A 21958-nucleotide genomic window follows, 5' to 3' on the forward strand; every position below is an offset into this window, starting at 1 on the left:
CCATTTCTGGGGTCAATCAGCACTCGCCCTTAAAGACCGGACACGCTCGCCAGTCGGGGGAAGGACTTGATGCGTACTTCGTCGATTGGCACAGGGCGGCCGAGATAATAGCCCTGGCCGAGCTCGATCCCGAGTTCGTGCATCAGTTCCACATGGTCGGCCGTCTCCAGGCCCTCGATCAGGATCTTCAGGCCGCGATTGCGGATGAGGCGAATGATGTCTTCGAGCATGGCGCGCCCTGCCGGACGGCGGGCGTCCTGCAGGAAGGATCGGTCGATCTTGACGGTGTCGAAGGGGAAGAGGCGCAGCCAGGAGAGGCCGGCAAAGCCCGTGCCGAAGTCGTCGAGCCAGATGCGGATCCCGAGCGCCTGCAGATCGGTGATGCAGCGGATGACATCCGACTGCCCTTCCATGTCGATGCCCTCGGTGATCTCGAAGGCGAGCTGCGAACCGGAAACGCCCGTCTCTTCGAGGATCGTCGAGACAGCCAGCGCAAAGCCGCGCGACTTGAGCTGAATGGCCGAGACATTGACGCTCGCCATCGGCGCTATGCCGGTTGCCAGCACTTCGGTGCAGGCTCGGCGGATCGCCCAGAGGCCGAGATCGAGGATCGCACCCGTGCGTTCGGCGACGGGGATGAACTGGGCCGGCGACAGCGGCGTGCCGTCGACCATCTTCATACGCATCAGCGACTCGACCGCTTCGACGCGGCCGGTGCGCAGGTTCTGGATTGGCTGGTAGACCAGATGCACGAGGTCGTTCTTGACCGCCATCCGGAGCGTCGCTGCGATATTCTCGTTGTCGTCGCTGGTCAGCGGATCGTTCGGGTTGAACAGCCGGATGCAGTTTCGACCATTCGCCTTGGCCGAATAGAGCGCCCGATCCGCCTCGTTGATGATGCGCTCGAGCTTGGGGCCGCTCTGCGGACGCGTATAGGAGGCGCCGACACTGACGGTCACCACCGCCTGGCCATCGCGCCGCTGGTCATGGACGAGATGCAGACCCTCGACGGCGCTGCGGATGATCTCGCAGAGTGCCATAACCTGATCTCGGCCCGTGACGCGCGACAGCACGATGAACTCTTCGCCACCATAGCGGCCGACCGATGCATTGAGCGGCTTCAGCGTGTCGTTCAGCACGCTCGCGACCAGGATCAGGCAGCGGTCGCCGGCCTGATGGCCGTAAAAATCATTGTATTTCTTGAAGAAGTCGACATCGACGAGGATTGCCGCAAAGGCCTTTCCTTCGCTCTGCCAGTCGTTCCAGTAGTCGCGAAGCCGCTTGTCCACAGCGCGGCGGTTTTCGACGCCCGTCAGATAGTCAGTGTTAGACAGGCGTTCCAACGCGACCCCACGTTTCTCCGATTCCCGATGTTGGTGCGCCGCCTCGAGCGCATTGAGGAATACGTTGTATCGCTCGCCGTTCAGCTTCCAGTTCACGTAGGAGGTGAAAATGAAGCACGAAATGTAAAAGAGCCCGAAATTGATCGAGTAAACCAGATCGCCGGGGAACATGGCGAGCATACTGCCAAGTAGGATGCCCAACACCGCGATAGAGGTCACGACTGATAGCACGAAGGGAAAGATGAAGAAGAGGTTGGCCCCCATCATGAAAATGGTGCCGAAGATCATGTATAGGCGGATGCTTTCGACGGCCGTGGTCTGGAGTGCAGGCAGCAGCCAAACGACATAGCCCGCCACGATGGATGCTGCCGAAATAGTCTCGATTACGCCGGCCCTTGCTTTTCCCCAGCAGCAAACTTCCAGAACGACAAGTGATGCAACGCCGACGATCAGGCGTGCAAGTATCGTGGTCTGAGCCACATCTGGGATGAGGACCAGGTCGCTAATGGCAAACAGCATGTAGACGAAGACGGCTACCCACAGACCCTGTCGAGCGCTGGTCACACGGGCTGGACCAGTATGGGTCTCATACAGCCTACGTAAGGTCGAGACCGGCGCTTGGCTCGGGCAGGTTTTGCCCGTCACTTCAAGATCATTGAGGGCAGCGTGCGACATGAAAGGTTCCATTGGTCTCCACTGCGCCGGTTAGGGATGCGTGCTTGATCGGCCCATTGGTCCGTCTCTCAGCAATCATCCACCCTTGCTTCTCTGAACACTCCGGAGTTTTTCGCATCTGCGAAGGACCCGGCAGGCATTATCGTATTCGTATTTCAGTCTTTCAGCCTTGGTCCGTCTCCTCAAAGGACGCGGACCTTCGCGCTGTTAACCAAACTCCTCAAAAGTTACCAAATCGAGTCGCGCAATCTCGCAGCTGCACATATGGTAACTGAAGTATTAACGAGGTTTTCGTTGTTCACGGTGGTGCGGTATATGAGTCAAACTAGATTTACACTCGACGGTGAGAGCTTGATTACTCCGGAAGCGATCGCCGCCCATGTGGTCGCGCCGGGTACGGAATGGAAGGATGAGGAGTTCAGGACAGCGCGCACGGCACTGGGCCTCACACTCGGAATCGCGCTGCAGCAGTTCGAGCAGGGAAGTGAACCGCGACAAATCATCCATCGAACTGCAGGTTCTCTACATGACATCCGCCTGCGCTATTCTCCGAGTGTGTGGCAGCAGCTAATCCCGATCGCCCAAGAGCATCCGGTTGCTCGATACTTCCTCGAAGATCCGTTCACTCGCTGGTCCTTCGAAAAGCCACGCGGTTACTCCGGGGATGCGCAGTTGCTCGATTTCATCTACGGTCATCCGAGTGTTGCTGACAGAATTGCCGGGGCCTCGCCTTTGGGTAAGGCTCTCTACAATTACACAAAGGACGCGTCGTCATCAGTAGCGGTCCGCGAGCGTCGCGATCTGCTCACCCAACATGTTGATGAGATTGCTTCTTCGCGCGGCAGCGGAGCGGAAATATTGACGATCGCTGCTGGCCACTTACGGGAAGCGTGCAGGTCGGTTGCGTTGAAGGAAGGCCGGCTGAAGCGATGGGTTGCACTCGATCAGGACCCGATGAGCATCGGCTCAATCAGCCGTGACTTCGGTAATACCTGCATTGAAGCTGTCGATGGATCCGTACGAGGCATTCTCGGCGGGCGGCACGACCTCGGTACGTTTGACTTCGTCTATGCGGCAGGGCTTTACGACTACTTGAACGACAAGGTATCGATCAAGCTAACGCAGCGTTGCTTGAGCATGCTGAAACCTAACGGAGTCTTCCTGTTCGCCAACTTTGCCACGGACATCATGGTGGATGGCTACATGGAAACCTTCATGAATTGGGCCCTTCTGTTGCGATCAGAACCGGATATGTGGCGCATCATCAACGGTAGCGTGGGTGACTCGCCAGTAGAAGGCACTGTCCGCTTCGGCCAGAACAAGAACATCGTCTACGGCATCATCCGTAAACTGTCCTGAAACGACACAGCCCTTCGCAGCGTTTGATCTGCGAAGGGCTGGCCTGTCCTAAAATGGGACTTCTTTTCTGCGACTTTCTCTGGCTTCAGCCCTCGGAATCGAGGGGAAAACGTGTCCAGCCCTGGTTCATCAGGTGTTCCTGCGGCTGGAAGCGCGTCTTGTAGCCCATCTTCTTCGAGCCCTGCACCCAGTAGCCGAGATAGACATGCGGCAGACCGAGCGCTTTGGCCCGGCGAATGTGATCGAGCACCATCATTGTACCGAGTGACCGCTTTTCCATTTCCGGATTGTAGAACGAATAGACCATGGACAGTCCGTCGCTCATCAGGTCGGACAGCGCAACTGCGATCAGTTCGCCGCGCGGCTGGACCGAAATTCCGTCGCCGGGGACGCGCAGGCGGTATTCGATGACCCGCGTCTGCACATGGCTGTCCTCGACCATGATCGCATAGTCGAGCGCCGACATGTCCGACATGCCACCGTTCTGATGCCGATGATCGAGATAATGGCGGAAGAGAGAGAACTGCTCGGTTGAAGGCTGGGCTGGAAAGACGGTGGAGACGAGATCCGCATTGGTGGCCTCGACGCGCCTGAAACCGCGGCTCAGTTCGAACTCGTTGACCAGCACCCGGACCGAAACGCAGGCGCGGCAGGATTCGCAGGCCGGCCGATAGGCGATGTTCTGCGAGCGACGAAAGCCCCCTTGTGTCAGTAGATCGTTCATCTCGGTCGCACGCTGCCCAACCAGGTGGGTGAACACCTTCCGCTCCATCTCTCCCGAAAGATACGGGCACGGCGCAGGCGCCGTCAGATAGAATTGCGGGGAGGGGCTGGTCTGCGTGTTCATATGCGGATGAAGAGAATCCTTTGGCGTGACCTGTCAGAAGTAGGATGGCGCAAGAATGAAAAAGGTCAACACTCCGGCGAGACGCCGGAGTGCTTTGTCTCGAATGGCGCGCCGAGCGTGATCAGTAGGTTCGTACCGCAGCTGTGCCGAGCAGCAGGTCATGCACCAGGCGCGAACGCTCGATGAACAGGCCGGCGAGGAGCACGAGCGGCGTCAGCACGGAGTTGAGGATCCAGAACAGCGCGAGGTGGGCGATCGCCGTGACGAAGTCGATCTTGCGGCCATCAAGGCGGACCATGGCAATCCCCATCATTCGCATGCCCGGTGTGGACTGGGACGAACCTGCGAGCGACATGCCGAAATAGAGACCGGCCACGACGAAGAACAGGATCGGATAGAGAAGCCAGCCGAGACCGAGCGTCAGGATACCGAGAAAGAAGACCACGACGGCGGCCGGAATCCAGAGGAGGCCGATGAACAGGTAGTCGACGAGAAAGGCAAAGACGCGCCGCGAGAGCACGCCGCTATAGGCGCGCCAGTCTTCGGGGGCGGCATAGGACGAATTGCTGTCGAGGCTCATATCTGGCTCCTTTAAGGTTGTGTCTCAGATATGGGGAGCCCGATCACGAATACAATAATCCGTGAGGGTCATCCGCGCCGGGTGAACCTCAGCCCTGTTTCGCCAGCAGGCGTGCAACCTCGGGCGCGAAATAGGTGAGGATCCCGTCGCAGCCGGCGCGCTTGAAGCAGAGCAAGGTTTCGAGCATGGCGCGCTCGCCGTCGATCCAGCCATTTGCCGCCGCAGCCTTGATCTGGCTGTATTCGCCGGAGACCTGATAGGCGAAGACCGGAAGGCCGAAGCTCTCCTTGAGGCGCCAGCAGATGTCGAGATAGGGAAGGCCAGGCTTGACCATCAGCATGTCGGCGCCTTCCTCGACATCGAGCGCTGCATCGCGCACCGCTTCGGTGCCGTTCGCCGGGTCGATATAATAGGTCTTCTTGTCACCCTTCAAAAGCCCGCTGGTCGAGATCGCCTCGCGGTAAGGGCCGTAGTAGCAGGACGCAAACTTGGTGGCATAGGACATGATGCCGACGCTCTGATGACCGGCAGCATCCAGCCCCCGGCGGATCGCGCCGATACGTCCGTCCATCATGTCGGAGGGCGCGATGATGTCGGACCCGGCATCGGCCTGGGCGATAGCGGCGCGCACCAGCTGGTCGACCGTCTCATCATTGACGATCTCGCCATCCCGCAGAATGCCGTCATGGCCGTGGCTGGTGAAGGGATCGAGTGCCACATCGGTAATCACGCCGATATTGGGAACCGCCTTCTTGATTGCAGCGGTCACCTGATTGAGGAGATTGTTGCTCTTCAACACTTCCGAGCCTGTCTGGTCGCGCAGCTCCATTTCCACATTCGGGAAAGTCGCGAGTGCCGGAATGCCGAGGTCGGCCGCTTCCCTGGCTGCCTCGACCGCCTTGTCGGCGCTCATCCTGAAAACGCCGGGCATCGCCGCGATCGGCTCCATGATGCCGGAGCCCGGCACGACGAAGATCGGCCAGATCAGATCATCGACGGTCAACCGGTTTTCCAGAACCATGCGGCGCTGCCAGTCGGACTTGCGCAGACGGCGCATGCGCCGGTGGCCGGTGACGTCGTCTACCTGATGTGTCTTGTCCGTCATGATCGCGATCCTTGGTCTGTCTTCGGCTGCTGATTAGCACGCCGATGGATGCTTGCAAAACGGAAGCCTGACGGCGGGTGATCTACGTCTTATCGACAATGGCTCGGCGGGGGCGATGACATCAGCAGGGGAGGGCGCCGCAGCCGCGCTGGCGGAGGGGGTGTCCCCAGCTTATCTTCCTTCCCATGGAAGCTGATTCGTCGCAGACACCCATTCGCAGTCTCACCGAGACCATCTTCGTGCTCTTTCTGCGCGTCGTGGCGCTGTCCTGCCTGTGGTTCGGTCTGCAGTACTGGGCGCTCCTTGTCGGCTACAGCCAGAACGGGCTGGGGCGTTTCGATCTCCTGTCCGCGCCCTGGCGCGTAGCGGCCACAGGGCTTGCGGTCGTGTTTCCGGTCGCGGCCCTCGGCCTTTGGGTCGCGGGCTCCTGGGGCCCGGTCATGTGGCTGCTCGCGGCGGGTGGACAGATGCTGATGTTCACCGTGTGGCCGGAGATCTTCGGCCGCAACACGCTCGCCGTCACCATGCATTCGGTGGTCTTCGTCGTCTTTGTTGTTTTCCGCCTGGCGTTGTGGCTCGAAGGGAGACACAAGCAGGAGCGTATAACGGTTGATTTACCCTGATCTCAGGCTGGGCTTTAGTAAGCCTCTGTTAAGCCTGCGTTTTAAATAGAATTTTATGCGCATTGGATACGGTCCTCACCAAGGCGGGAGAAAAAACCAACACCGCCAAACAAAACAGTGAGGCAGACCGATATGAACACCAAGCTCAAGCCACAGCCGGCCACTCTCGACCCGCAGGAAGAAGCGATCCGTTCGCTCTACCTCGAATCCCTCCACCTCGTCGAGCGTCTTCACCGTCGCCTTCTCGACGTCATCAAGGACGAGTTCGACCGCAAGGGTCGCTCCGACATCAATGCCGTCCAGGCACTTCTGCTCTTCAACATCGGCAATTCGGAACTGACCGCCGGTGAACTGCGCTCGCGCGGTTACTACCTGGGCTCGAACGTCTCCTACAACGTCAAGAAGCTCGTCGATCTCGGCTTCATCAACCACGCCCGCTCGCGCGTAGACCGTCGCTCGGTCCGCATCAGCCTGACCGAAGCCGGCCAGGAAATCGCCGAGACTGTTGCCAAGCTTTACGAGCGCCACATCGGCTCGATCCAGAAGGTCGGCGGCATCGGCACCGACGAGTTCACCCAGATGAACAAGCTTCTGCAGCGCCTCGACCGCTTCTGGAACGACTCGATCATGTACCGCCTCTGATCCACCAGAGACTGAGACACCCACGCATTTCCTCCAGTCATGCGGTGGCATTGAGAAGGCGCTAGGTCGCGGGTTCAGCCTGCACCGTAGCGCCTTGTCTCGTTTTGGGTTCGTCGCCCGTTTCTCGACCGCAGTTCCGTAATGAGAAACGCTGTCGGCGCCACCGTGTAGCCGCGCTCAGCAAAGAACCGTTTGACCCGTTTTGTGTATTTGGGTTTTGGAGCCGTATTATATCGACCGGCGACCTCTGTGACCTCACGGCCGACAAGCAAAATGTTGGCTCTCGGTTCGTTGAGCGAGTTGCGGAGAGAATAGATGGTGTGAGGTCCGTCATAAAACATTCCGACGCAATTACCCATCAAACCGCCTTCGCGCTGATAGTCGAATTTGGTCAGTAGCTCGACGATGCGCCACCCATCCTCAAAGCGGAACACCACCACACTGTCATCGACCTCTTCCATCAAAGCCCCCCGCAAATCACCGCTCACATCTGAGGGAATCAGCGAAGCCGGGCGCGAGCAAGCATCCTGAACCATGTCTGGACGACGATCTTTGGGCGGGACTACTTGAGCCCGATAGCCCCGGATACGGTCTACACACTCCCGTGACAGAACCCCTTGGTGACACGAATTGGCCATATTGATATGGGACCGCCGAGACTAGGAACGGAGGTGCGTCGATAGCCTCCGATCGACCCCGAAATGGATGTCCCTGCCTCTCTGGCTGCGCTTTGTTAACCATGGCGCGGTATGCGTTTGGGACAGGTTCAGGATGAAACGGTAGGAAATATGTCCAAGACGTCTGGAATTGTTGCTCTCTCGCGCCGCTCCCTGCTGCGTGGTGCCGCCGCTGCCGGTGCTGCGGCATTCACCGGACAGGCCATGGCTCAGGATACGGTCAATGACTTGATCAATGCACCGCGTCGCGGCAACTGGGATGACCAGTTTGACGCCCAGGCATCGCGTTCTGTTGCCGCCGTCACGTCGAACACGCCGATGCTGAGCGCGAGCAACCTCGTCAACATGCAGCAGGCGATCGGCCAGCACCAGATGATCGTCTCGAATGGCGGCTGGCCTACGATTAACGCACCGTCGGCCTTGCGCATCGGCGCCACGGACCCCTCCGTGCAGAGCCTGCGCCAACGCCTGATGATCTCGGGCGACCTGTCGCGTGAAGCCGGTATGTCCAACTCCTACGATTCCTACGTAGAGGGCGCGGTCAAGCGGTTCCAGGCTCGTCACGGTCTGCCGGAGGACGGTGTGCTCGGCGAATTCACCGTCAAGGCGCTGAATGTCGGCGCCGATGTCCGCCTGAACCAGCTCAATACCAATCTCGTTCGCCTGCAGTCGATGTCCGGCGATCTCGGCCGTCGTTACGTGACTGTCAACGTTCCCGGCGCCTCCGTCGAAGCCGTCGAGAACGACCGCGTCGCGCTGCGCAACACCGCCGTCGTCGGCCGTATCGACCGCCCGACCCACATGATCAACTCGAAGATCTATCAGGTCATTCTGAACCCTTACTGGACGGCGCCTCGCTCGATCATCGAGAAGGACATCGTGCCGTTGATGCGCAAGGATCCGACCTATCTGACGCGCAACGCCATCCGCCTGTTCGATAACAGCGGCCGGGAAGTTGCGCCGGAAACGGTCGATTGGAATGCGGCCAAGGCGCCGAACCTGATGTTCCGTCAGGATCCCGGCAAGATCAACGCTATGGCATCGACCAAGATCGACTTCCACAATCCGCACAACGAGTACATGCACGACACGCCCCAGCAGGGCCTTTTCAACAAGCTCATGCGGTTTGAATCCTCGGGCTGCATCCGCGTGCAGAACGTGCGTGACCTCGTCACATGGCTGCTGCGCGACACGCCCGGCTGGTCACGCCAGGAAATCGAGCGCGTCATCACGACCCGCCAGAACAACCCGATCAAACTGGCCGAAGAAGTGCCGGTTTACATCGTCTACATCAGTGCCTGGTCGACCCGTGACAACATCGTCCAGTTCCGTGACGACATCTACCAGAAGGACGGCGATGCCCAGTTGGCGCTGCAGGCCAATATCGGCGTCGAGCAGTTTGCAGGCTCCGTGGAAGAAGACTTCGTTCCGCTGCAATAAGGGCCTTCGCCGCAATCGACCGATCCCAAGCCGCGCCTCGTGCGCGGCTTTTCTTTTGCCAAGGCTGCGGCCTTTCGCCTCCGCGCGTCAATTGATCTGCAAATGTCGCTCTCCGTATTGCTCTCGTGACTGCGGAAGTTTAAGACCCCACAGCATCAAACGCTTTTGAGGAGCCAGCGATCATGTCGAACAACGATGCCTTCTTTTCTCGTTCTCTCGCCGATACCGACCCGGAGATTTTCGGTGCGATCGAGAAGGAACTCGGTCGTCAACGTCACGAGATCGAGTTGATCGCCTCTGAGAACATCGTCTCCCGCGCCGTGCTCGAAGCCCAGGGCTCGATCATGACGAACAAGTATGCCGAGGGATATCCGGGCAAGCGCTATTACGGCGGCTGCCAGTTCGTCGATATCGCGGAAGAACTCGCGATCGAACGCGCCAAGAAGCTCTTCGGCGTCAACTTCGCCAACGTTCAGCCGAATTCCGGTAGCCAGATGAACCAGGCCGTGTTCCTCGCGCTGCTGCAGCCCGGCGACACCTTCATGGGTCTCGACCTGAACTCGGGCGGTCACCTGACCCATGGTTCGCCGGTCAACATGTCCGGCAAGTGGTTCAACGTCGTTTCCTACGGTGTTCGTGAAGACGACCACCAGCTCGACATGGAAGACGTGGCCAAGAAGGCCGAGCAGCACAAGCCGAAGCTGATCATCGCCGGCGGCACCGCCTATTCCCGCACCTGGGACTGGAAGCGCTTCCGCGAAATCGCAGACTCGGTCGGCGCCTACCTCATGGTCGACATGGCCCACATCGCCGGTCTCGTTGCCGGTGGCCAGCATCCGTCGCCGTTCCCGCACTGCCATGTTGCGACCTCGACGACCCACAAGTCGCTCCGTGGTCCGCGCGGTGGCATGATCCTCACCAATGATGAGGCGCTGGCCAAGAAGTTCAACTCGGCCGTCTTCCCGGGTCTCCAGGGTGGGCCGCTGATGCATGTGATCGCCGCCAAGGCAGTTGCATTCGGCGAAGCCTTGCAGCCGGAGTTCAAGGATTATGCGGCCCAGGTCGTCAAGAACGCCAAGGTTCTGGCCGACACGCTGATCAAGCACAACCTCGACATCGTCTCCGGCGGCACGGACAACCATCTGATGCTGGTTGACCTGCGCAAGAAGAATGCGACCGGCAAGCGTGCGGAAGCAGGCCTCGGCCGCGCTTACATCACCTGCAACAAGAACGGCATTCCCTTCGACCCGGAAAAGCCTTTCGTCACCTCGGGTATCCGTCTCGGCACACCGGCCGGCACGACCCGCGGCTTCAAGGAAGCGGAATTCACCGAAATCGGCAACCTGATCGTCGAAGTGCTCGATGGTCTGAAGGTCGCCAACTCGGATGAAGGCAATGCCGCCGTCGAAGGTGCCGTTCGCGAGAAGGTCGTGGCTCTCACCGACCGTTTCCCGATGTACCCCTACATGTAAGGCATTAGGCTGATGCGCTGCCCCTTCTGCGGATCGGATGAAACCCAGGTCAAGGACTCGCGACCGGCGGAGGATAACACCTCCATCCGCCGGCGACGCATCTGTCCGGATTGCGGGGGGCGCTTCACCACCTTCGAACGGGTGCAGCTGCGCGAGCTGATGGTCTTGAAAAAGACCGGCCGCAAGGCACCCTTCGCGCGCGACAAGCTGGTGCGGTCCTTCCAGATCGCACTGCGCAAGCGCCCTGTTGATGCGGACCGCATTGAGCGCGCCGTTTCCGGCATCGTGCGCCGTCTCGAAAGCTCCGGCGAGACCGAGATCTCCTCGGAAGAAATCGGTCTGCAGGTGCTCGAAGCTCTGAAGACCCTCGATGACGTGGCCTTCGTGCGCTACGCCTCGGTCTATCGCGACTTCAGCCATGCCGAGGATTTCGAGAACGTCATTGCCGAGATCAATGCCAAGATCTCCAGAGACAGCACGGCGGATTGACGACGTGTCCATCACCGCCCGCGACGAACGGCATATGCGGGAGGCAATTGAGCTCTCCCTGAAGCATGTCGGTCGCACCGGCCCCAATCCTTCCGTCGGGTGCGTGATCGTCAAGGATGGCGAAGTCGTCGGTCGTGGTGTCACCGCGCTCGGTGGGCGCCCGCATGCCGAACCGCAGGCGCTTGCTGAAGCGGGCGAGAAGGCGAGGGGGGCGACCGCCTATGTCACGCTCGAACCCTGCTCGCATCATGGCAAGACCCCGCCATGCGCGAATGCCATCGTCGCGGCCGGCATTGCCCGTGTGGTCGTCGCGGTGGCTGATCCCGATCCACGCGTCTCCGGGCGTGGCCTCAAGATCCTCGCGGATGCCGATATCGAGGTGACCATCGGCATCCTGCAGAAGGAAGCCCGCCGGGCCATGGCGGGTTATCTCACCCGGCAGACGAAAGGACGTCCGCAAGTGACTCTGAAACTTGCCGTTTCGTCCGATGGAATGATGGGCCGCGTTGGCGCAGGCCAGGTGGCGATCACGGGCGCCGAAGCACGCGAAGCCGTGCATCGTTTGCGGGCGCAGAGCGACGCAATCCTCGTCGGAATCGGCACAGCAATTGCCGATGATCCGGAACTGACGGTCCGATTGCCCGGCCTCGAAAGCGCTTCCCCGTTGAGGATCGTGCTCGATCGCAAGGCGGAGCTGCCGGTGACATCCAAGCTGACGAGAACGGCGCAGGATGTGCCCGTTCTCGTGGCCGTGGCACCTGGCGCGGTCGGCAATCGTGCCATGCTGGCCAGCATGGGTGTCGAGGTGCTGGAGGTCCCGGGCGTCGAGGAACTGCTCAGCTCGCTCGCGCAGCGCGGTGTGTCGTCACTGATGGTGGAAGGTGGCGCGCGTGTCGCGACCGACATGCTGGCGCGCGGAATAGTCGACCGGATTGAACTCTATGACTCTCCGGTGACGATCGGGGAAGGCGGTATTCCTTCACCGATTTCAGCCGGCCGCCTGCCTGCCGGTTTCGTCAAGATTGACGAGAGACAGGTCGGGAGCGACCGGCTGCAGATTTTTGAGAGACTGCCTGCGTCTGCCTGGGTTTAACGGAAAAACAGCAGGAAAAGAATGATAAGGGGGATCGGTACGCCGATCAGCCAAAGAAGAATGCCGCGACCCATGGGGTGCCTCCATCTTTCGAGTTATGAGGCAACCTCCTCCGGGTGCCTTTCATGTTTGGAAACACCGAGCCGACCACAAAGGTTCCATCCGTCAAAAAACCCCGTGTCCGAAGACACGGGGGGAGACAGATTGGGGTATGGAGGGAGGCGAACGCTGATCAGCGGACGTAGAAGGTGACGCCTCCGTCTGCGGCCTGCTCGGCGCCAACGATATTGGTCAGCTCGACCTTCTGACCTTCAAGCTTCTGGGCAAGCGAGCGGTTGGCGATGACGGCGGCTTGAACGTGCCGGGCTTCCTGTGAGGTCGGAGACACGCTTGCGAAGCGTTCACGTGCCGTATCATGGGTCTTCAACGAGTCGAGGCGGATGACGTTGAAGTCCTTCGCCGACATGGTCTGTATCGTGCTCTCGATCCGGCTGTCGGGTGCGGCCGCAGCCGACGGCATTGCGGCATAGCTTTCGGCGCCAAAGGCGACAGCGGACAGTGCGGTTGCGCTGAGGATGGTTGCAAAGCGATTCATGGTCCTGTTCCTTTCTAGGATGTTTGCGATGGCGGGGGATTCCGTCGCTCGCTTGCAGGACTGAAGGTGGTGTCGGTTTGTGGCGAAATCCAGCCATTAAGTCACTGAATTCCATTAAACATTTGTCATGGATGTCGCCCGATTTCCGCCTGCATTAGCGAGAGTGGAACAATCGGTCGAAGGCCGCGATCGGCCTGATATGATGAGCCGTGCCCGGGGCGCAGGTCCGGCCCTCAGCAAAAACACTTGCCTTCCGGGAAACGGCGTGGTTTGACCGCGTTTCTGTTCGGCCAGGGGCCGCAATCACATTCAAGATCGGATCAGACCCATGGTAAACAAGACGGCATCGCCGCATTTGCTGATCGTCGAGGCACGCTTCTATGACGATATGTCGGACGCTCTCCTGGATGGCGCCAAGCACGCGCTGAACGAGGCCGGCGCGACCTTCGATGTCATCACCGTGCCGGGTGCGCTCGAAATCCCGCCGGCGATCGCCATGGCGCTGGATGCCATGGACGACGAGGGGACGCAGTATGATGGCTTTGTCGCGCTTGGCATGGTCATCCGTGGCGAGACCTATCATTTCGACATCGTTGCCAACGAATCCTCGCGGGCGCTGATGGATCTCGCTGTTTCGGAATCGCTGCCGATCGGCAACGGCATCATGACCGTCGAGAACGACGAGCAGGCCTGGGCGCGCGTCAAGCGCAGCGAAAAGGACAAGGGCGGCTTTGCTGCGCGCGCAGCGCTGTCCATGATCGAACTGAAAAAGAAGCTGGGTGGCTGAGTGATGACGGGCGAAGGCAAGCATCCGGTAAAGCCGGCAAACCAGCGCGGCGCCGCCCGCCTCGCGGCCGTTCAGGCGCTCTACCAGATGGACATCGCCGGTTCCGGCGTGCTTGAGGTCGTGGCGGAATACGAGGCGCACCGTCTCGGCCAGGAGGTCGACGGCGAGACGTATCTGAAAGCGGACGCTTCTTGGTTTCGCTCGATCGTTGCGGGCGTCGTTCGCGACCAGACGAAGATCGACCCGTTGATCCGTGGCGCCTTGCAGGACGACTGGTCTTTGTCGCGCATGGATAGCACCGTGCGCGCCATTCTGCGTTCCGGCACTTTCGAATTGATCGAGCGCAAGGATGTACCCATTGCGGTCATCGTAACGGAATATGTCGAGATCGCGCAGGCCTTCTTCACCGAAGACGAGCCGAAGCTGGTCAACGCCGTTCTCGACCGGATTGCAAAGCAGGTTCGCGCTCCAGCGCAAAAGTAGGAACAGACGGATGAGCATCGCGACTGAGGCAGGGCTGGACGGACAACTTTCGACAGCCAAGCGTAACGTCGGGCTGCTCGCCGTAGCGCAGGCAATCCTCGGTTCCGCACCGCCGCTCGCCTTTGCCGTCGGTGGTCTCGCCGGGTTCCAGATGCTCGGCGCCGACAAGTCGCTGTCGACCGCGCCGCTGACGGGTTTTAACATCGGCGTGGCCGTCGGCGCGATCGTGGTGGCAGCGGCCTCCCGCGTTCTTGGCCGCCGCGAGAGCTTCATGGTCGGAGCATTGATGGGTGCGCTTGGCAGCGCACTGGCCGCCTTCGCGCTCATCCAGTCGAACTTCTGGCTCTTTGCCTTCTCGCTTTTGCTGATGGGCATATCCGGGGGCTTCACCCAGAAGATCCGTTTCGCCGCCGCCGACGCATCGCCGAGCTTCTACAAGGGCAAGGCCATCTCCTGGATCCTCGCCGCCGGTATCATCTCCGCCATTGCCGGACCGCAGATCGCCATCTGGTTCAAGGATGCGCTCGCACCTGTGACCTTTGCCGGCGCCTTCCTCGGCATGGTGCCTCTGCTGCTCTGCGCGATAGGTGTCCTCTTCTTCCTGAAGCTGCCGAGCCTTGCCGACAAGAAGGCGGAAGCTTCAGGCCCCGTGCGCCCGCTGCGCGAAATCGTCATGACCCAACGCTTCATGACTGGCATGATCTGCGGCATCAGTTCCTATGCCCTGATGACCTTCATGATGACCGGTGCGCCGCTCGCAATGGTCATTGGTTGCGGGTTTTCGACCGACCTGGCGACGCTGGGCATTCAATGGCACGTCATCGCCATGTTTGCGCCGAGCTTCTTCACCGGCATGTTGATCACCCGCTTCGGTGCCGAAAAGGTGGTTGCGGGCGGCCTGTTGATCCTCATGGCCTGCGCGGTGGTCGCCCATATGGGAATTGCGCTCTGGAATTTCTGGGGCGCGCTCGTTCTGCTGGGCATCGGCTGGAACTTCGGCTTCATCGGCGCGACTGCCATTGTCGCCTCGAGCTATCGTCCGGCCGAGGCCGACAAGGTGCAGGGTTTCCACGACATCATTCTGTTCTCGACCGTAGCACTTTCGTCCTTCTCCTCGGGCAAGGTCTTCACCGCCTTCGGTTGGTCGGTGATGAATCTGGTGATCTGGCCGATCACGATCACCTGCCTCCTGCTGGTCGTTCTCCAGCTTCGCGCGGCCGCCCGCAAAGCCGCCTGAGTTCCCTTGATACTGCAAAATATGCGTACTTGACGCCGCCAAAAGCGCGACGCAATCTCGCCACGCGTTGACGAGGTCTCGGAGGAGGGGGCCTGAGTCTGCGAGTCACGGCCCGCGATGAGTGAGGCGCGGGCAATACGGGAGGGTATTGCGAATGACGGTTCTTCTAGGCGTAATTTTATGCGGGTTGCTGTCGGTGGTCTATGCGGTCTGGGCGACGCGCTCGGTTCTGGCCGCTGATCAGGGCAATGCCCGAATGCAGGAAATTGCAGGCTATATTCGCGAGGGTGCTCAGGCCTACCTCACTCGGCAATACCTGACCATCGCGATCGTCGGCGCCGTCGTCTTCGTCGCTACATGGCTTCTTCTCTCGGGCACCGCTGCCATCGGCTTTCTGATCGGTGCCGTCTTGTCGGGGGCTGCTGGCTTCATTGGCATGCATGTCTCGGTCCGCGCCAACGTGCGCACCGCCCAGGCCGCTTCGCACAGTCTGGCGGCCGGTCTCGACATCGCGTTCAAGTCCGGCGCCATCACCGGCATGCTGGTCGCGGGCCTCGCTTTGCTCGGCGTCTCGATCTACTTCTACATCCTGACCGCAATCCTGGGCCACGAAAGCGGCTCGCGTGCTGTCATCGACGCGCTGGTCGCGCTCGGCTTCGGCGCCTCGCTGATCTCGATCTTCGCCCGTCTTGGTGGCGGTATCTTCACCAAGGGCGCCGACGTCGGTGGGGACCTCGTCGGCAAGGTGGAAGCCGGCATTCCGGAAGACGATCCGCGCAACCCGGCAACGATCGCCGATAACGTCGGTGATAACGTCGGCGACTGCGCCGGCATGGCGGCAGACCTGTTCGAGACCTATGCGGTCTCGGTGGTTGCCACCATGGTTCTGGCTGCGATCTTCTTTGCCGGTTCGGCCGTGCTCGATATTGCGATGATCTATCCGCTCGCCATCTGCGGCGCCTGCATCATCACCTCGATCATCGGCACCTTCTTCGTCAAGCTCGGCACCAGCGGCTCGATCATGGGTGCGCTCTACAAGGGCTTGATCGTCACCGGCCTCCTGTCGGTGGCTGGCCTCGCGATCGCAACCTCTCTGACCATCGGCTGGGGTTCAATCGGCACCGTCGCCGGGACCGACATTACCGGGATGAACCTGTTCATCTGCGGCATTCTCGGCCTCGTGGTAACGGCGCTGATCGTCGTGATCACCGAATACTACACGGGCACCAACAAGCGTCCGGTCAACTCGATCGCTCAGGCCTCGGTCACCGGTCACGGCACCAACGTCATCCAGGGCCTGGCGGTCTCGCTGGAGTCGACTGCACTTCCCGCCATCGTCATCGTTGGCGGCATCATCTCGACCTACCAGCTCGCCGGCCTGTTCGGCACGGCGATCGCCGTCACGACCATGCTTGGTTTGGCCGGCATGATCGTCGCCCTCGATGCCTTCGGTCCGGTGACCGACAATGCCGGCGGTATCGCCGAAATGTCGCATCTGCCGCCGGAAGTGCGCAAGTCGACCGACGCGCTCGACGCCGTCGGCAACACCACCAAGGCCGTCACCAAGGGTTATGCCATCGGCTCGGCCGGCCTCGGCGCGCTCGTGCTCTTTGCAGCTTATTCCAACGACCTGGCTTACTTTGCCGCCAACAGCGCCCAGTACCCCTACTTTTCCGATATGGGGCCTATCTCCTTTGATCTCTCGAATCCCTATGTCGTCGCCGGCCTGATCTTCGGCGGTCTGATCCCCTACCTCTTCGGCGGGATCGCCATGACGGCCGTCGGCCGTGCGGCGGGATCGATCGTTGAGGAAGTCCGCCGGCAGTTCCGCGAGAAGCCGGGCATCATGCAGGGGACCGAAAAGCCTGACTATGGCCGGGCGGTCGACATCCTGACGCGCGCGGCGATCAAGGAAATGATCATCCCCTCGCTGCTGCCGGTTCTGGCGCCACTCGTCGTCTATTTCGGCGTGCTCCTGATCTCCGGCTCCAAGGCTTCCGCCTTTGCCGCCCTCGGCGCCTCGCTGCTCGGCGTCATCGTCAACGGCCTCTTCGTCGCGATCTCCATGACCTCGGGCGGTGGCGCCTGGGACAATGCGAAGAAGAGCTTCGAAGACGGCTTCATCGACAAGGATGGCGTCAAGCACCTGAAGGGTTCTGACGCGCACAAGGCTTCCGTCACCGGTGATACGGTCGGTGATCCCTACAAGGATACTGCAGGCCCTGCCGTCAATCCGGCAATCAAGATCACCAACATCGTTGCACTTCTGCTGCTCGCTGTTCTCGCGGGCTGAGGCGACGAGGCCAAACAAAAAGACCGCGGAAGGAAACTTCCGCGGTCTTTTTTCATGTCTCGATGGTTGAGGGGGAGAGCCCCCTTGGCGGATGGCCTTAGTTGCCACCCAGAATGTTGCGGACGCTGTTGGCTGCGCCACCACCACCGGCCAGCAGCTGCTGCAGGAAGGTGAGATCGCGACCGCCGGTCGGCGTCGTGCGGGAGATCGTATCGAACACCTTGCCGTCCTGCAGGGTGTAGTTCGCGCGCTGCGCGACGACGCCGTCCTTGTCGAAGTAGATCGCGAGGATCTGCTGGTCGACAAGTTGCTGCTTCATGAAGGCGACCGGGCGGGTACGCTTCTGGGAGATGTAGTAGAAGACCTCGCCGTCGAAGGTTGCCGTGGTCGACGGCGTGCCGAGCGAAAGAAGGACCTGTTCGCGGCTGGAGCCGACCGGCACCAGATCAAGTGCTGCCTGGTCAACGACATAACCGTTGTGGAAGACCTCTGAGGTCTGGCAGGCGGAGAGGCCGATGGTGACGGCAAGAGCAAGTGCGGTCGTGCTCAGGAGCTTCCTGTCCGACTTGAAAATCCTGATATCCACTCAAACGTCTCCCATGACTGTCGATGGCGCCTTTCGGTGCCGGATCGCTTCTGCGCATAGCATTGTGGCCTTTCCGGGGAAAGCCGCCGCAAAGCCTGCGCTGCCGATTTGCCGGTCAATCTGCCGCGAGATGCGGCATCCGTGCCGGATATCGGCATTGCAATTCACGCCTGCTTCGGTAAACCAGCTTTCGCAATCATGCAACACGACCACGTCCGGGCTCACCACTTCGGTCGGCTCTTTTTGGTGGAATTGGATGGTATTCGGCTTCTTTCGGCAGAAAAGAAACAATCAAGTGATCGTCGAGCGCCAGTATGGGGCGCTGACGGCGGCTGCGCGCACGCCGGCATTTTATCTCGACATGAATGTTCCGGACACCGTGATCGGCCGGTTCGAGATGTTGACAATCATGTTGATTCTCTATTTCCGCCGCACGGCGAAATCTCCGCGCAGCGGCCAGGAGATCGCTCAGAACATCATCGATGCCTTCTTCGAGGATGTCGATCACTCCATCCGCGAATTGGGTGTCGGCGATCCCGGCGTGCCGAAGCGCATGAAGAAGCTCGCCGGCATGTATTATGGTCGACTGGAGTCCTACGCGGCGGCACTGGATAAAAACGACCGCGAAGCGCTTGCGACCGCGCTGAAGCGCAACATTCATCCCGAAGAAGGCGAGGCGGCTCCCTCCATGCAGGCGCTGGCCGACTGGATGTTTGCAGCCGAGCAGGCGCTGGCGGCGCTGGATGAAAACGAAATCGAGACGGGCATGGCCCGCCTGGCCGTCCCGGGAACCTGAGCAGCGGCAAGCGCTTGGAGCGCAGAGGTTGGACCGGACGGTAGAACAAGGATTGACGACATGACAGGCAGCAATGCAAGGGACCCTCGCGAGTTCACCTATCTGGTGAAAGTCGCCCATATCTCCGCCAACCCGGTACAGGTCCATGTGGAAGCCGACGAGCGTGAGCGCGCGGGCCTTGCGGACCTCTGGAACGTGGAGGCGGTCAATCGCCTGTCCGCCGACCTGCAGATCGCCCGCTGGAAAAAGGACGGTGTACGCATCAAGGGGAATGTCACGGGCGAACTTGTGCAGGCCTGCGTCGTCACCCTGGAACCGGTGGTCTCCACGATCGATCAGGAGATCGACCAGATCTTTGTGCCGGAGGGATCCAAGCTTGCCCGCATCGTGCTCGATGGAGCCGGCGAAATGGTGCTTGATCCCGAAGGTCCCGACCTTCCCGAGCAGTTTACCGGTGACACCATCGACGCCGGCGCGCTGGTCGCCGAATTTGCCGCTCTCGACATCGATCCCTATCCAAAGAAAGAAGGCGTTGCCTTCTCCGGACACATCGAAAGCGAGGTTGAAGAGGACAAGAAGCCGTCGCCCTTTGCGGTCCTGAAAGACTGGAAAAAGGATTGATCATCCCCCATCTGCACCTGCGGGTGGGTTGTGTGCCGAATGAAAAGCGCTATTTTGGCCGAAAATATCGCTGACCAGCGATGAAGAAGGGTCAGGTCTAAGTGATCAGAATTTCTGTCGACGTCATGGGTGGAGACTTCGGTCCCGAGGTCGTCATCCCCGGAGCCGCCAAGGCACTTGAGCGTCATCCCGATGTAACCTTCCTTCTCTTCGGCCAGCAGGAACGCTGCCTGCCGATACTCGCGCAGTTTCCAAAGCTGAAGGAAAGGTCGACCTTCCACCACTGCGACATCTCCGTCACCATGGATGAGAAGCCGAGCCAGGCGCTTCGCCGCGGCCGCTACGTCTCCAGCATGTGGCGCTCGATCGAGGCGGTGAAGTCCGGCCAGGCCGATGTGGTCGTCTCGGCCGGCAATACCGGCGCGCTTATGGCCATGGCGAAATTCTGCCTGCGCACCATGGCGACCATCGAGCGCCCGGCGATCGCCGCCATCTGGCCGACGTTGTCGGGCGAAAGCATCGTGCTCGATGTCGGTGCCGGCATCGGTGCCGATGCGCAGCAATTGCTCGACTTCGCCGTCATGGGTGGTGCCATGGCGCGCGCGCTCTTCGAAATCGAGAAGCCCATGGTCGGTCTTCTCAATGTCGGCGTGGAAGAGATCAAGGGGCAGGAAGAGGTCAAGGAAGCCGGGCGTCTCATTCGTGAGGCCGGACTCGACACGATCGACTACTACGGTTTCGTCGAAGGCGATGACCTCGGCAAGGGCACGGTCGATGTCGTGGTGACCGAAGGCTTCACCGGCAACATCGCGCTCAAGACAGCAGAAGGCACAGCCAGGCAGATCGCCGAATATCTGCGTTCGGCCATGTCACGCACCTGGATGGCCAAGCTTGGCTATATTCTCGCAAAGGGCGCCTTCGATCGGCTTCGTGAGAAGATGGACCCGCGCAAGGTCAATGGCGGTGTCTTCCTCGGCTTGAACGGCATCGTCATCAAAAGCCATGGCGGCACCGATGCCGAGGGCTTTGCGGCGGCTCTCGATGTGGGCTATGACATGGCCCGGAACGGTCTCACCCAGAAGATCGAAAACGACTTGAAAAAATATCACGCGCGGCACCCGTCTCCGGCCGGCCCCGAAGCGGCGTGAAAGGTAGGAAACTCCAATGATCCGTTCTGTAGTTCGCGGTTTCGGAGCAGCGCTCCCGAAACGGGTTATGACCAATGCTGATCTCGAAAGCCTGGTCGAAACCTCCGACGAGTGGATTGTTCAGCGTACCGGCATCAAGCAGCGCTACATCGCTGGCGAAGGCGAGACGACGGCATCGCTGGGTGCGGCGGCAGCGCAGGAGGCGCTGGATCGCGCAGGTCTGACGGCTGCCGACATCGACCTGATCATCTGTGCCACCTCGACGCCCGACAACACCTTCCCGGCGACGGCCGTCAACATCCAGAACCGTCTCGGCATGCATCACGGCTTCGCCTTCGACGTTCAGGCCGTCTGTTCCGGCTTCGTCTACGCCATGGCGACGGCTGATCTGTATATCCGCGGCGGCATGGCCAAGCGCGTGCTGGTCATCGGCGCCGAGACCTTCTCCCGCATCCTAGACTGGACCGACCGCACGACCTGCGTTCTGTTCGGCGACGGTGCTGGTGCGCTGGTGCTCGAGGCGGCCGAAGGCGAGGGGGCGGTTACGGATCGCGGCATTCTGACGTCGAATCTGCGCTCGGACGGGACCCATCGTGAAAAGCTCTATGTTGACGGCGGCCCGTCGACCACAGGCACGGTCGGTCATCTGCGCATGGAAGGCCGCGAAGTCTTCAAGCATGCCGTTGGCATGATCACCGACGTCATCGAGGCAGCGTTCACGGCGACGGGCACGACGGCTGACGACATCGACTGGCTGGTCCCGCATCAGGCCAACAAGCGCATCATCGACGGCTCGGCGAAGAAGCTCGGCATCCCCGACGAGAAGGTCGTGATCACCGTCGACAAGCATGGAAATACGTCTGCGGCATCCATTCCGCTGGCCCTTGCGACGGCGGCCGGCGACGGTCGGATCAAGCAGGGTGATCTGGTCATGCTCGAGGCCATGGGCGGCGGCTTCACCTGGGGCGCCGTGCTGGTGCGCTGGTAGCATTTGAAACCCTAAAAATTGCGCATCGACAAGCACTTGACCGTTGCGGCCAAGGGCAATAGTCTCTGCTCAATTCAAC

22 protein-coding genes are annotated in these 21958 nt (G+C 60.6%); 15 read left to right on the forward strand and 7 right to left on the reverse strand.

Annotation, left to right across the window (positions count from 1 at the left end; translation table 11 throughout):
- Window positions 1-29: 29 nt before the first annotated feature.
- Window positions 30-2018, reverse strand: a complete 1989-nt coding sequence (locus D4A92_RS14790; RefSeq protein WP_203014751.1) for a putative bifunctional diguanylate cyclase/phosphodiesterase — start codon at window positions 2016-2018, stop codon at window positions 30-32.
- A 315-nt stretch (window positions 2019-2333) separates the two neighbouring features.
- Here D4A92_RS14790 and D4A92_RS14795 point away from each other — a divergent pair, with 315 nt between their 5' ends.
- Window positions 2334-3377 carry a class I SAM-dependent methyltransferase gene (locus tag D4A92_RS14795; RefSeq protein ID WP_203019977.1) on the forward strand — a complete coding sequence of 348 codons (1044 nt, stop codon included), beginning with the start codon at window positions 2334-2336 and terminating at the stop codon, window positions 3375-3377.
- 85 nt (window positions 3378-3462) lie between these two features.
- Here D4A92_RS14795 and D4A92_RS14800 read toward each other — a convergent pair whose 3' ends face one another.
- From D4A92_RS14800 to hemB, 3 genes are all read right to left on the reverse strand, one after another.
- The gene (locus D4A92_RS14800) at window positions 3463-4224 is read right to left on the reverse strand and encodes an arginyltransferase (RefSeq protein WP_203014753.1); all 762 of its coding nucleotides are present in this window, start codon (window positions 4222-4224) and stop codon (window positions 3463-3465) included.
- Between the two features lie 121 nt (window positions 4225-4345).
- On the reverse strand, window positions 4346-4804 hold the full coding sequence (locus D4A92_RS14805; protein WP_203014755.1) for an RDD family protein: 459 nt from the start codon (window positions 4802-4804) through the stop codon (window positions 4346-4348).
- An 88-nt stretch (window positions 4805-4892) separates the two neighbouring features.
- On the reverse strand, window positions 4893-5909 hold the full coding sequence (hemB, locus tag D4A92_RS14810) for a porphobilinogen synthase (protein ID WP_203014757.1): 1017 nt from the start codon (window positions 5907-5909) through the stop codon (window positions 4893-4895).
- Between the two features lie 185 nt (window positions 5910-6094).
- Between hemB and D4A92_RS14815 the strand changes: the two genes are divergently transcribed.
- Complete coding sequence (locus tag D4A92_RS14815) at window positions 6095-6532, forward strand: DUF6163 family protein (RefSeq protein WP_203014759.1); 438 nt, start codon at window positions 6095-6097, stop codon at window positions 6530-6532.
- A gap of 132 nt (window positions 6533-6664) precedes the next feature.
- Complete coding sequence (gene ldtR / locus D4A92_RS14820) at window positions 6665-7174, forward strand: transcriptional regulator LdtR (protein WP_203014761.1); 510 nt, start codon at window positions 6665-6667, stop codon at window positions 7172-7174.
- A gap of 74 nt (window positions 7175-7248) precedes the next feature.
- On the opposite strand, the gene D4A92_RS14825 is transcribed toward ldtR, so the two are convergent.
- A complete protein-coding gene (locus D4A92_RS14825) occupies window positions 7249-7635 on the reverse strand; it encodes a hypothetical protein (protein WP_203014763.1) in 387 nt (128 codons plus the stop codon).
- Window positions 7636-7962: 327 nt separating this feature from the next.
- On the opposite strand from D4A92_RS14825, the gene D4A92_RS14830 reads away from it, so the two are divergent.
- The 4 genes from D4A92_RS14830 to ribD all read left to right on the forward strand — a co-directional run bounded on the left by D4A92_RS14830 (window position 7963) and on the right by ribD (window position 12345).
- A complete protein-coding gene (locus tag D4A92_RS14830; protein WP_203014772.1) occupies window positions 7963-9291 on the forward strand; it encodes a L,D-transpeptidase family protein in 1329 nt (442 codons plus the stop codon).
- Window positions 9292-9473: 182 nt separating this feature from the next.
- A complete protein-coding gene (gene glyA, locus D4A92_RS14835) occupies window positions 9474-10763 on the forward strand; it encodes a serine hydroxymethyltransferase (RefSeq protein ID WP_203014774.1) in 1290 nt (429 codons plus the stop codon).
- Between the two features lie 12 nt (window positions 10764-10775).
- Window positions 10776-11252: a transcriptional regulator NrdR gene (nrdR, locus tag D4A92_RS14840; protein WP_006727509.1), complete on the forward strand. Its 477-nt coding sequence runs from the start codon at window positions 10776-10778 to the stop codon at window positions 11250-11252.
- Between the two features lie 4 nt (window positions 11253-11256).
- Window positions 11257-12345, forward strand: a complete 1089-nt coding sequence (gene ribD / locus D4A92_RS14845; protein ID WP_203014784.1) for a bifunctional diaminohydroxyphosphoribosylaminopyrimidine deaminase/5-amino-6-(5-phosphoribosylamino)uracil reductase RibD — start codon at window positions 11257-11259, stop codon at window positions 12343-12345.
- Window positions 12346-12577: 232 nt separating this feature from the next.
- On the opposite strand, the gene D4A92_RS14850 is transcribed toward ribD, so the two are convergent.
- Entirely contained in the window at window positions 12578-12940 is a 363-nt protein-coding gene (locus D4A92_RS14850) for a hypothetical protein (protein ID WP_203014786.1), read from the reverse strand.
- Window positions 12941-13268: 328 nt separating this feature from the next.
- Between D4A92_RS14850 and ribH the strand changes: the two genes are divergently transcribed.
- The 4 genes from ribH (at window position 13269) to D4A92_RS14870 (ending at window position 17740) form a co-directional block, all read left to right on the forward strand.
- Window positions 13269-13727 (forward strand): 6,7-dimethyl-8-ribityllumazine synthase, encoded by a 459-nt coding sequence (gene ribH / locus D4A92_RS14855; RefSeq protein ID WP_203014788.1) that lies wholly within the window; start codon window positions 13269-13271, stop codon window positions 13725-13727.
- Window positions 13728-13730: 3 nt separating this feature from the next.
- Window positions 13731-14210, forward strand: coding sequence for a transcription antitermination factor NusB (gene nusB / locus D4A92_RS14860; protein WP_006727513.1), 480 nt, complete (start codon window positions 13731-13733; stop codon window positions 14208-14210).
- Between the two features lie 10 nt (window positions 14211-14220).
- Window positions 14221-15447 (forward strand): MFS transporter, encoded by a 1227-nt coding sequence (locus D4A92_RS14865; protein ID WP_203014790.1) that lies wholly within the window; start codon window positions 14221-14223, stop codon window positions 15445-15447.
- Between the two features lie 154 nt (window positions 15448-15601).
- On the forward strand, window positions 15602-17740 hold the full coding sequence (locus tag D4A92_RS14870; RefSeq protein ID WP_203014792.1) for a sodium-translocating pyrophosphatase: 2139 nt from the start codon (window positions 15602-15604) through the stop codon (window positions 17738-17740).
- Between the two features lie 97 nt (window positions 17741-17837).
- On the opposite strand, the gene D4A92_RS14875 is transcribed toward D4A92_RS14870, so the two are convergent.
- The gene (locus tag D4A92_RS14875) at window positions 17838-18326 is read right to left on the reverse strand and encodes an outer membrane protein assembly factor BamE (protein ID WP_006727516.1); all 489 of its coding nucleotides are present in this window, start codon (window positions 18324-18326) and stop codon (window positions 17838-17840) included.
- A gap of 256 nt (window positions 18327-18582) precedes the next feature.
- Between D4A92_RS14875 and D4A92_RS14880 the strand changes: the two genes are divergently transcribed.
- The 4 genes from D4A92_RS14880 (at window position 18583) to D4A92_RS14895 (ending at window position 21879) form a co-directional block, all read left to right on the forward strand.
- Entirely contained in the window at window positions 18583-19122 is a 540-nt protein-coding gene (locus D4A92_RS14880) for a ubiquinol-cytochrome C chaperone family protein (RefSeq protein WP_203019978.1), read from the forward strand.
- Window positions 19123-19182: 60 nt separating this feature from the next.
- Window positions 19183-19743 carry a YceD family protein gene (locus D4A92_RS14885; protein WP_203014794.1) on the forward strand — a complete coding sequence of 187 codons (561 nt, stop codon included), beginning with the start codon at window positions 19183-19185 and terminating at the stop codon, window positions 19741-19743.
- Between the two features lie 101 nt (window positions 19744-19844).
- The gene (gene plsX / locus D4A92_RS14890; RefSeq protein WP_203014796.1) at window positions 19845-20891 is read left to right on the forward strand and encodes a phosphate acyltransferase PlsX; all 1047 of its coding nucleotides are present in this window, start codon (window positions 19845-19847) and stop codon (window positions 20889-20891) included.
- A gap of 16 nt (window positions 20892-20907) precedes the next feature.
- Window positions 20908-21879, forward strand: a complete 972-nt coding sequence (locus tag D4A92_RS14895) for a beta-ketoacyl-ACP synthase III (RefSeq protein ID WP_203014798.1) — start codon at window positions 20908-20910, stop codon at window positions 21877-21879.
- Window positions 21880-21958: the final 79 nt, after the last annotated feature.

This window comes from Rhizobium rosettiformans, from assembly GCF_016806065.1.
Lineage (GTDB): Bacteria > Pseudomonadota > Alphaproteobacteria > Rhizobiales > Rhizobiaceae > Allorhizobium.

Bases quoted from the DNA above. Each gene is read 5' to 3' on its own strand.
- D4A92_RS14895 (WP_203014798.1), top strand. From the start codon at position 20,908: ATGATCCGTTCTGTAGTTCGCGGTTTCGGAGCAGCGCTCCCGAAACGG.
- D4A92_RS14880 (WP_203019978.1), top strand. From the start codon at position 18,583: ATGGTATTCGGCTTCTTTCGGCAGAAAAGAAACAATCAAGTGATCGTC.
- D4A92_RS14825 (WP_203014763.1), bottom strand. From the start codon at position 7,635: ATGGAAGAGGTCGATGACAGTGTGGTGGTGTTCCGCTTTGAGGATGGG.
- hemB (WP_203014757.1), bottom strand. From the start codon at position 5,909: ATGACGGACAAGACACATCAGGTAGACGACGTCACCGGCCACCGGCGC.
- D4A92_RS14805 (WP_203014755.1), bottom strand. From the start codon at position 4,804: ATGAGCCTCGACAGCAATTCGTCCTATGCCGCCCCCGAAGACTGGCGC.
- D4A92_RS14830 (WP_203014772.1), top strand. From the start codon at position 7,963: ATGTCCAAGACGTCTGGAATTGTTGCTCTCTCGCGCCGCTCCCTGCTG.
- D4A92_RS14795 (WP_203019977.1), top strand. From the start codon at position 2,334: ATGAGTCAAACTAGATTTACACTCGACGGTGAGAGCTTGATTACTCCG.
- ldtR (WP_203014761.1), top strand. From the start codon at position 6,665: ATGAACACCAAGCTCAAGCCACAGCCGGCCACTCTCGACCCGCAGGAA.
- D4A92_RS14800 (WP_203014753.1), bottom strand. From the start codon at position 4,224: ATGAACACGCAGACCAGCCCCTCCCCGCAATTCTATCTGACGGCGCCT.
- nrdR (WP_006727509.1), top strand. From the start codon at position 10,776: ATGCGCTGCCCCTTCTGCGGATCGGATGAAACCCAGGTCAAGGACTCG.
- D4A92_RS14885 (WP_203014794.1), top strand. From the start codon at position 19,183: ATGACAGGCAGCAATGCAAGGGACCCTCGCGAGTTCACCTATCTGGTG.
- ribH (WP_203014788.1), top strand. From the start codon at position 13,269: ATGGTAAACAAGACGGCATCGCCGCATTTGCTGATCGTCGAGGCACGC.
- glyA (WP_203014774.1), top strand. From the start codon at position 9,474: ATGTCGAACAACGATGCCTTCTTTTCTCGTTCTCTCGCCGATACCGAC.
- nusB (WP_006727513.1), top strand. From the start codon at position 13,731: ATGACGGGCGAAGGCAAGCATCCGGTAAAGCCGGCAAACCAGCGCGGC.
- D4A92_RS14790 (WP_203014751.1), bottom strand. From the start codon at position 2,018: ATGTCGCACGCTGCCCTCAATGATCTTGAAGTGACGGGCAAAACCTGC.
- D4A92_RS14850 (WP_203014786.1), bottom strand. From the start codon at position 12,940: ATGAATCGCTTTGCAACCATCCTCAGCGCAACCGCACTGTCCGCTGTC.
- D4A92_RS14870 (WP_203014792.1), top strand. From the start codon at position 15,602: ATGACGGTTCTTCTAGGCGTAATTTTATGCGGGTTGCTGTCGGTGGTC.
- D4A92_RS14865 (WP_203014790.1), top strand. From the start codon at position 14,221: ATGAGCATCGCGACTGAGGCAGGGCTGGACGGACAACTTTCGACAGCC.
- D4A92_RS14815 (WP_203014759.1), top strand. From the start codon at position 6,095: ATGGAAGCTGATTCGTCGCAGACACCCATTCGCAGTCTCACCGAGACC.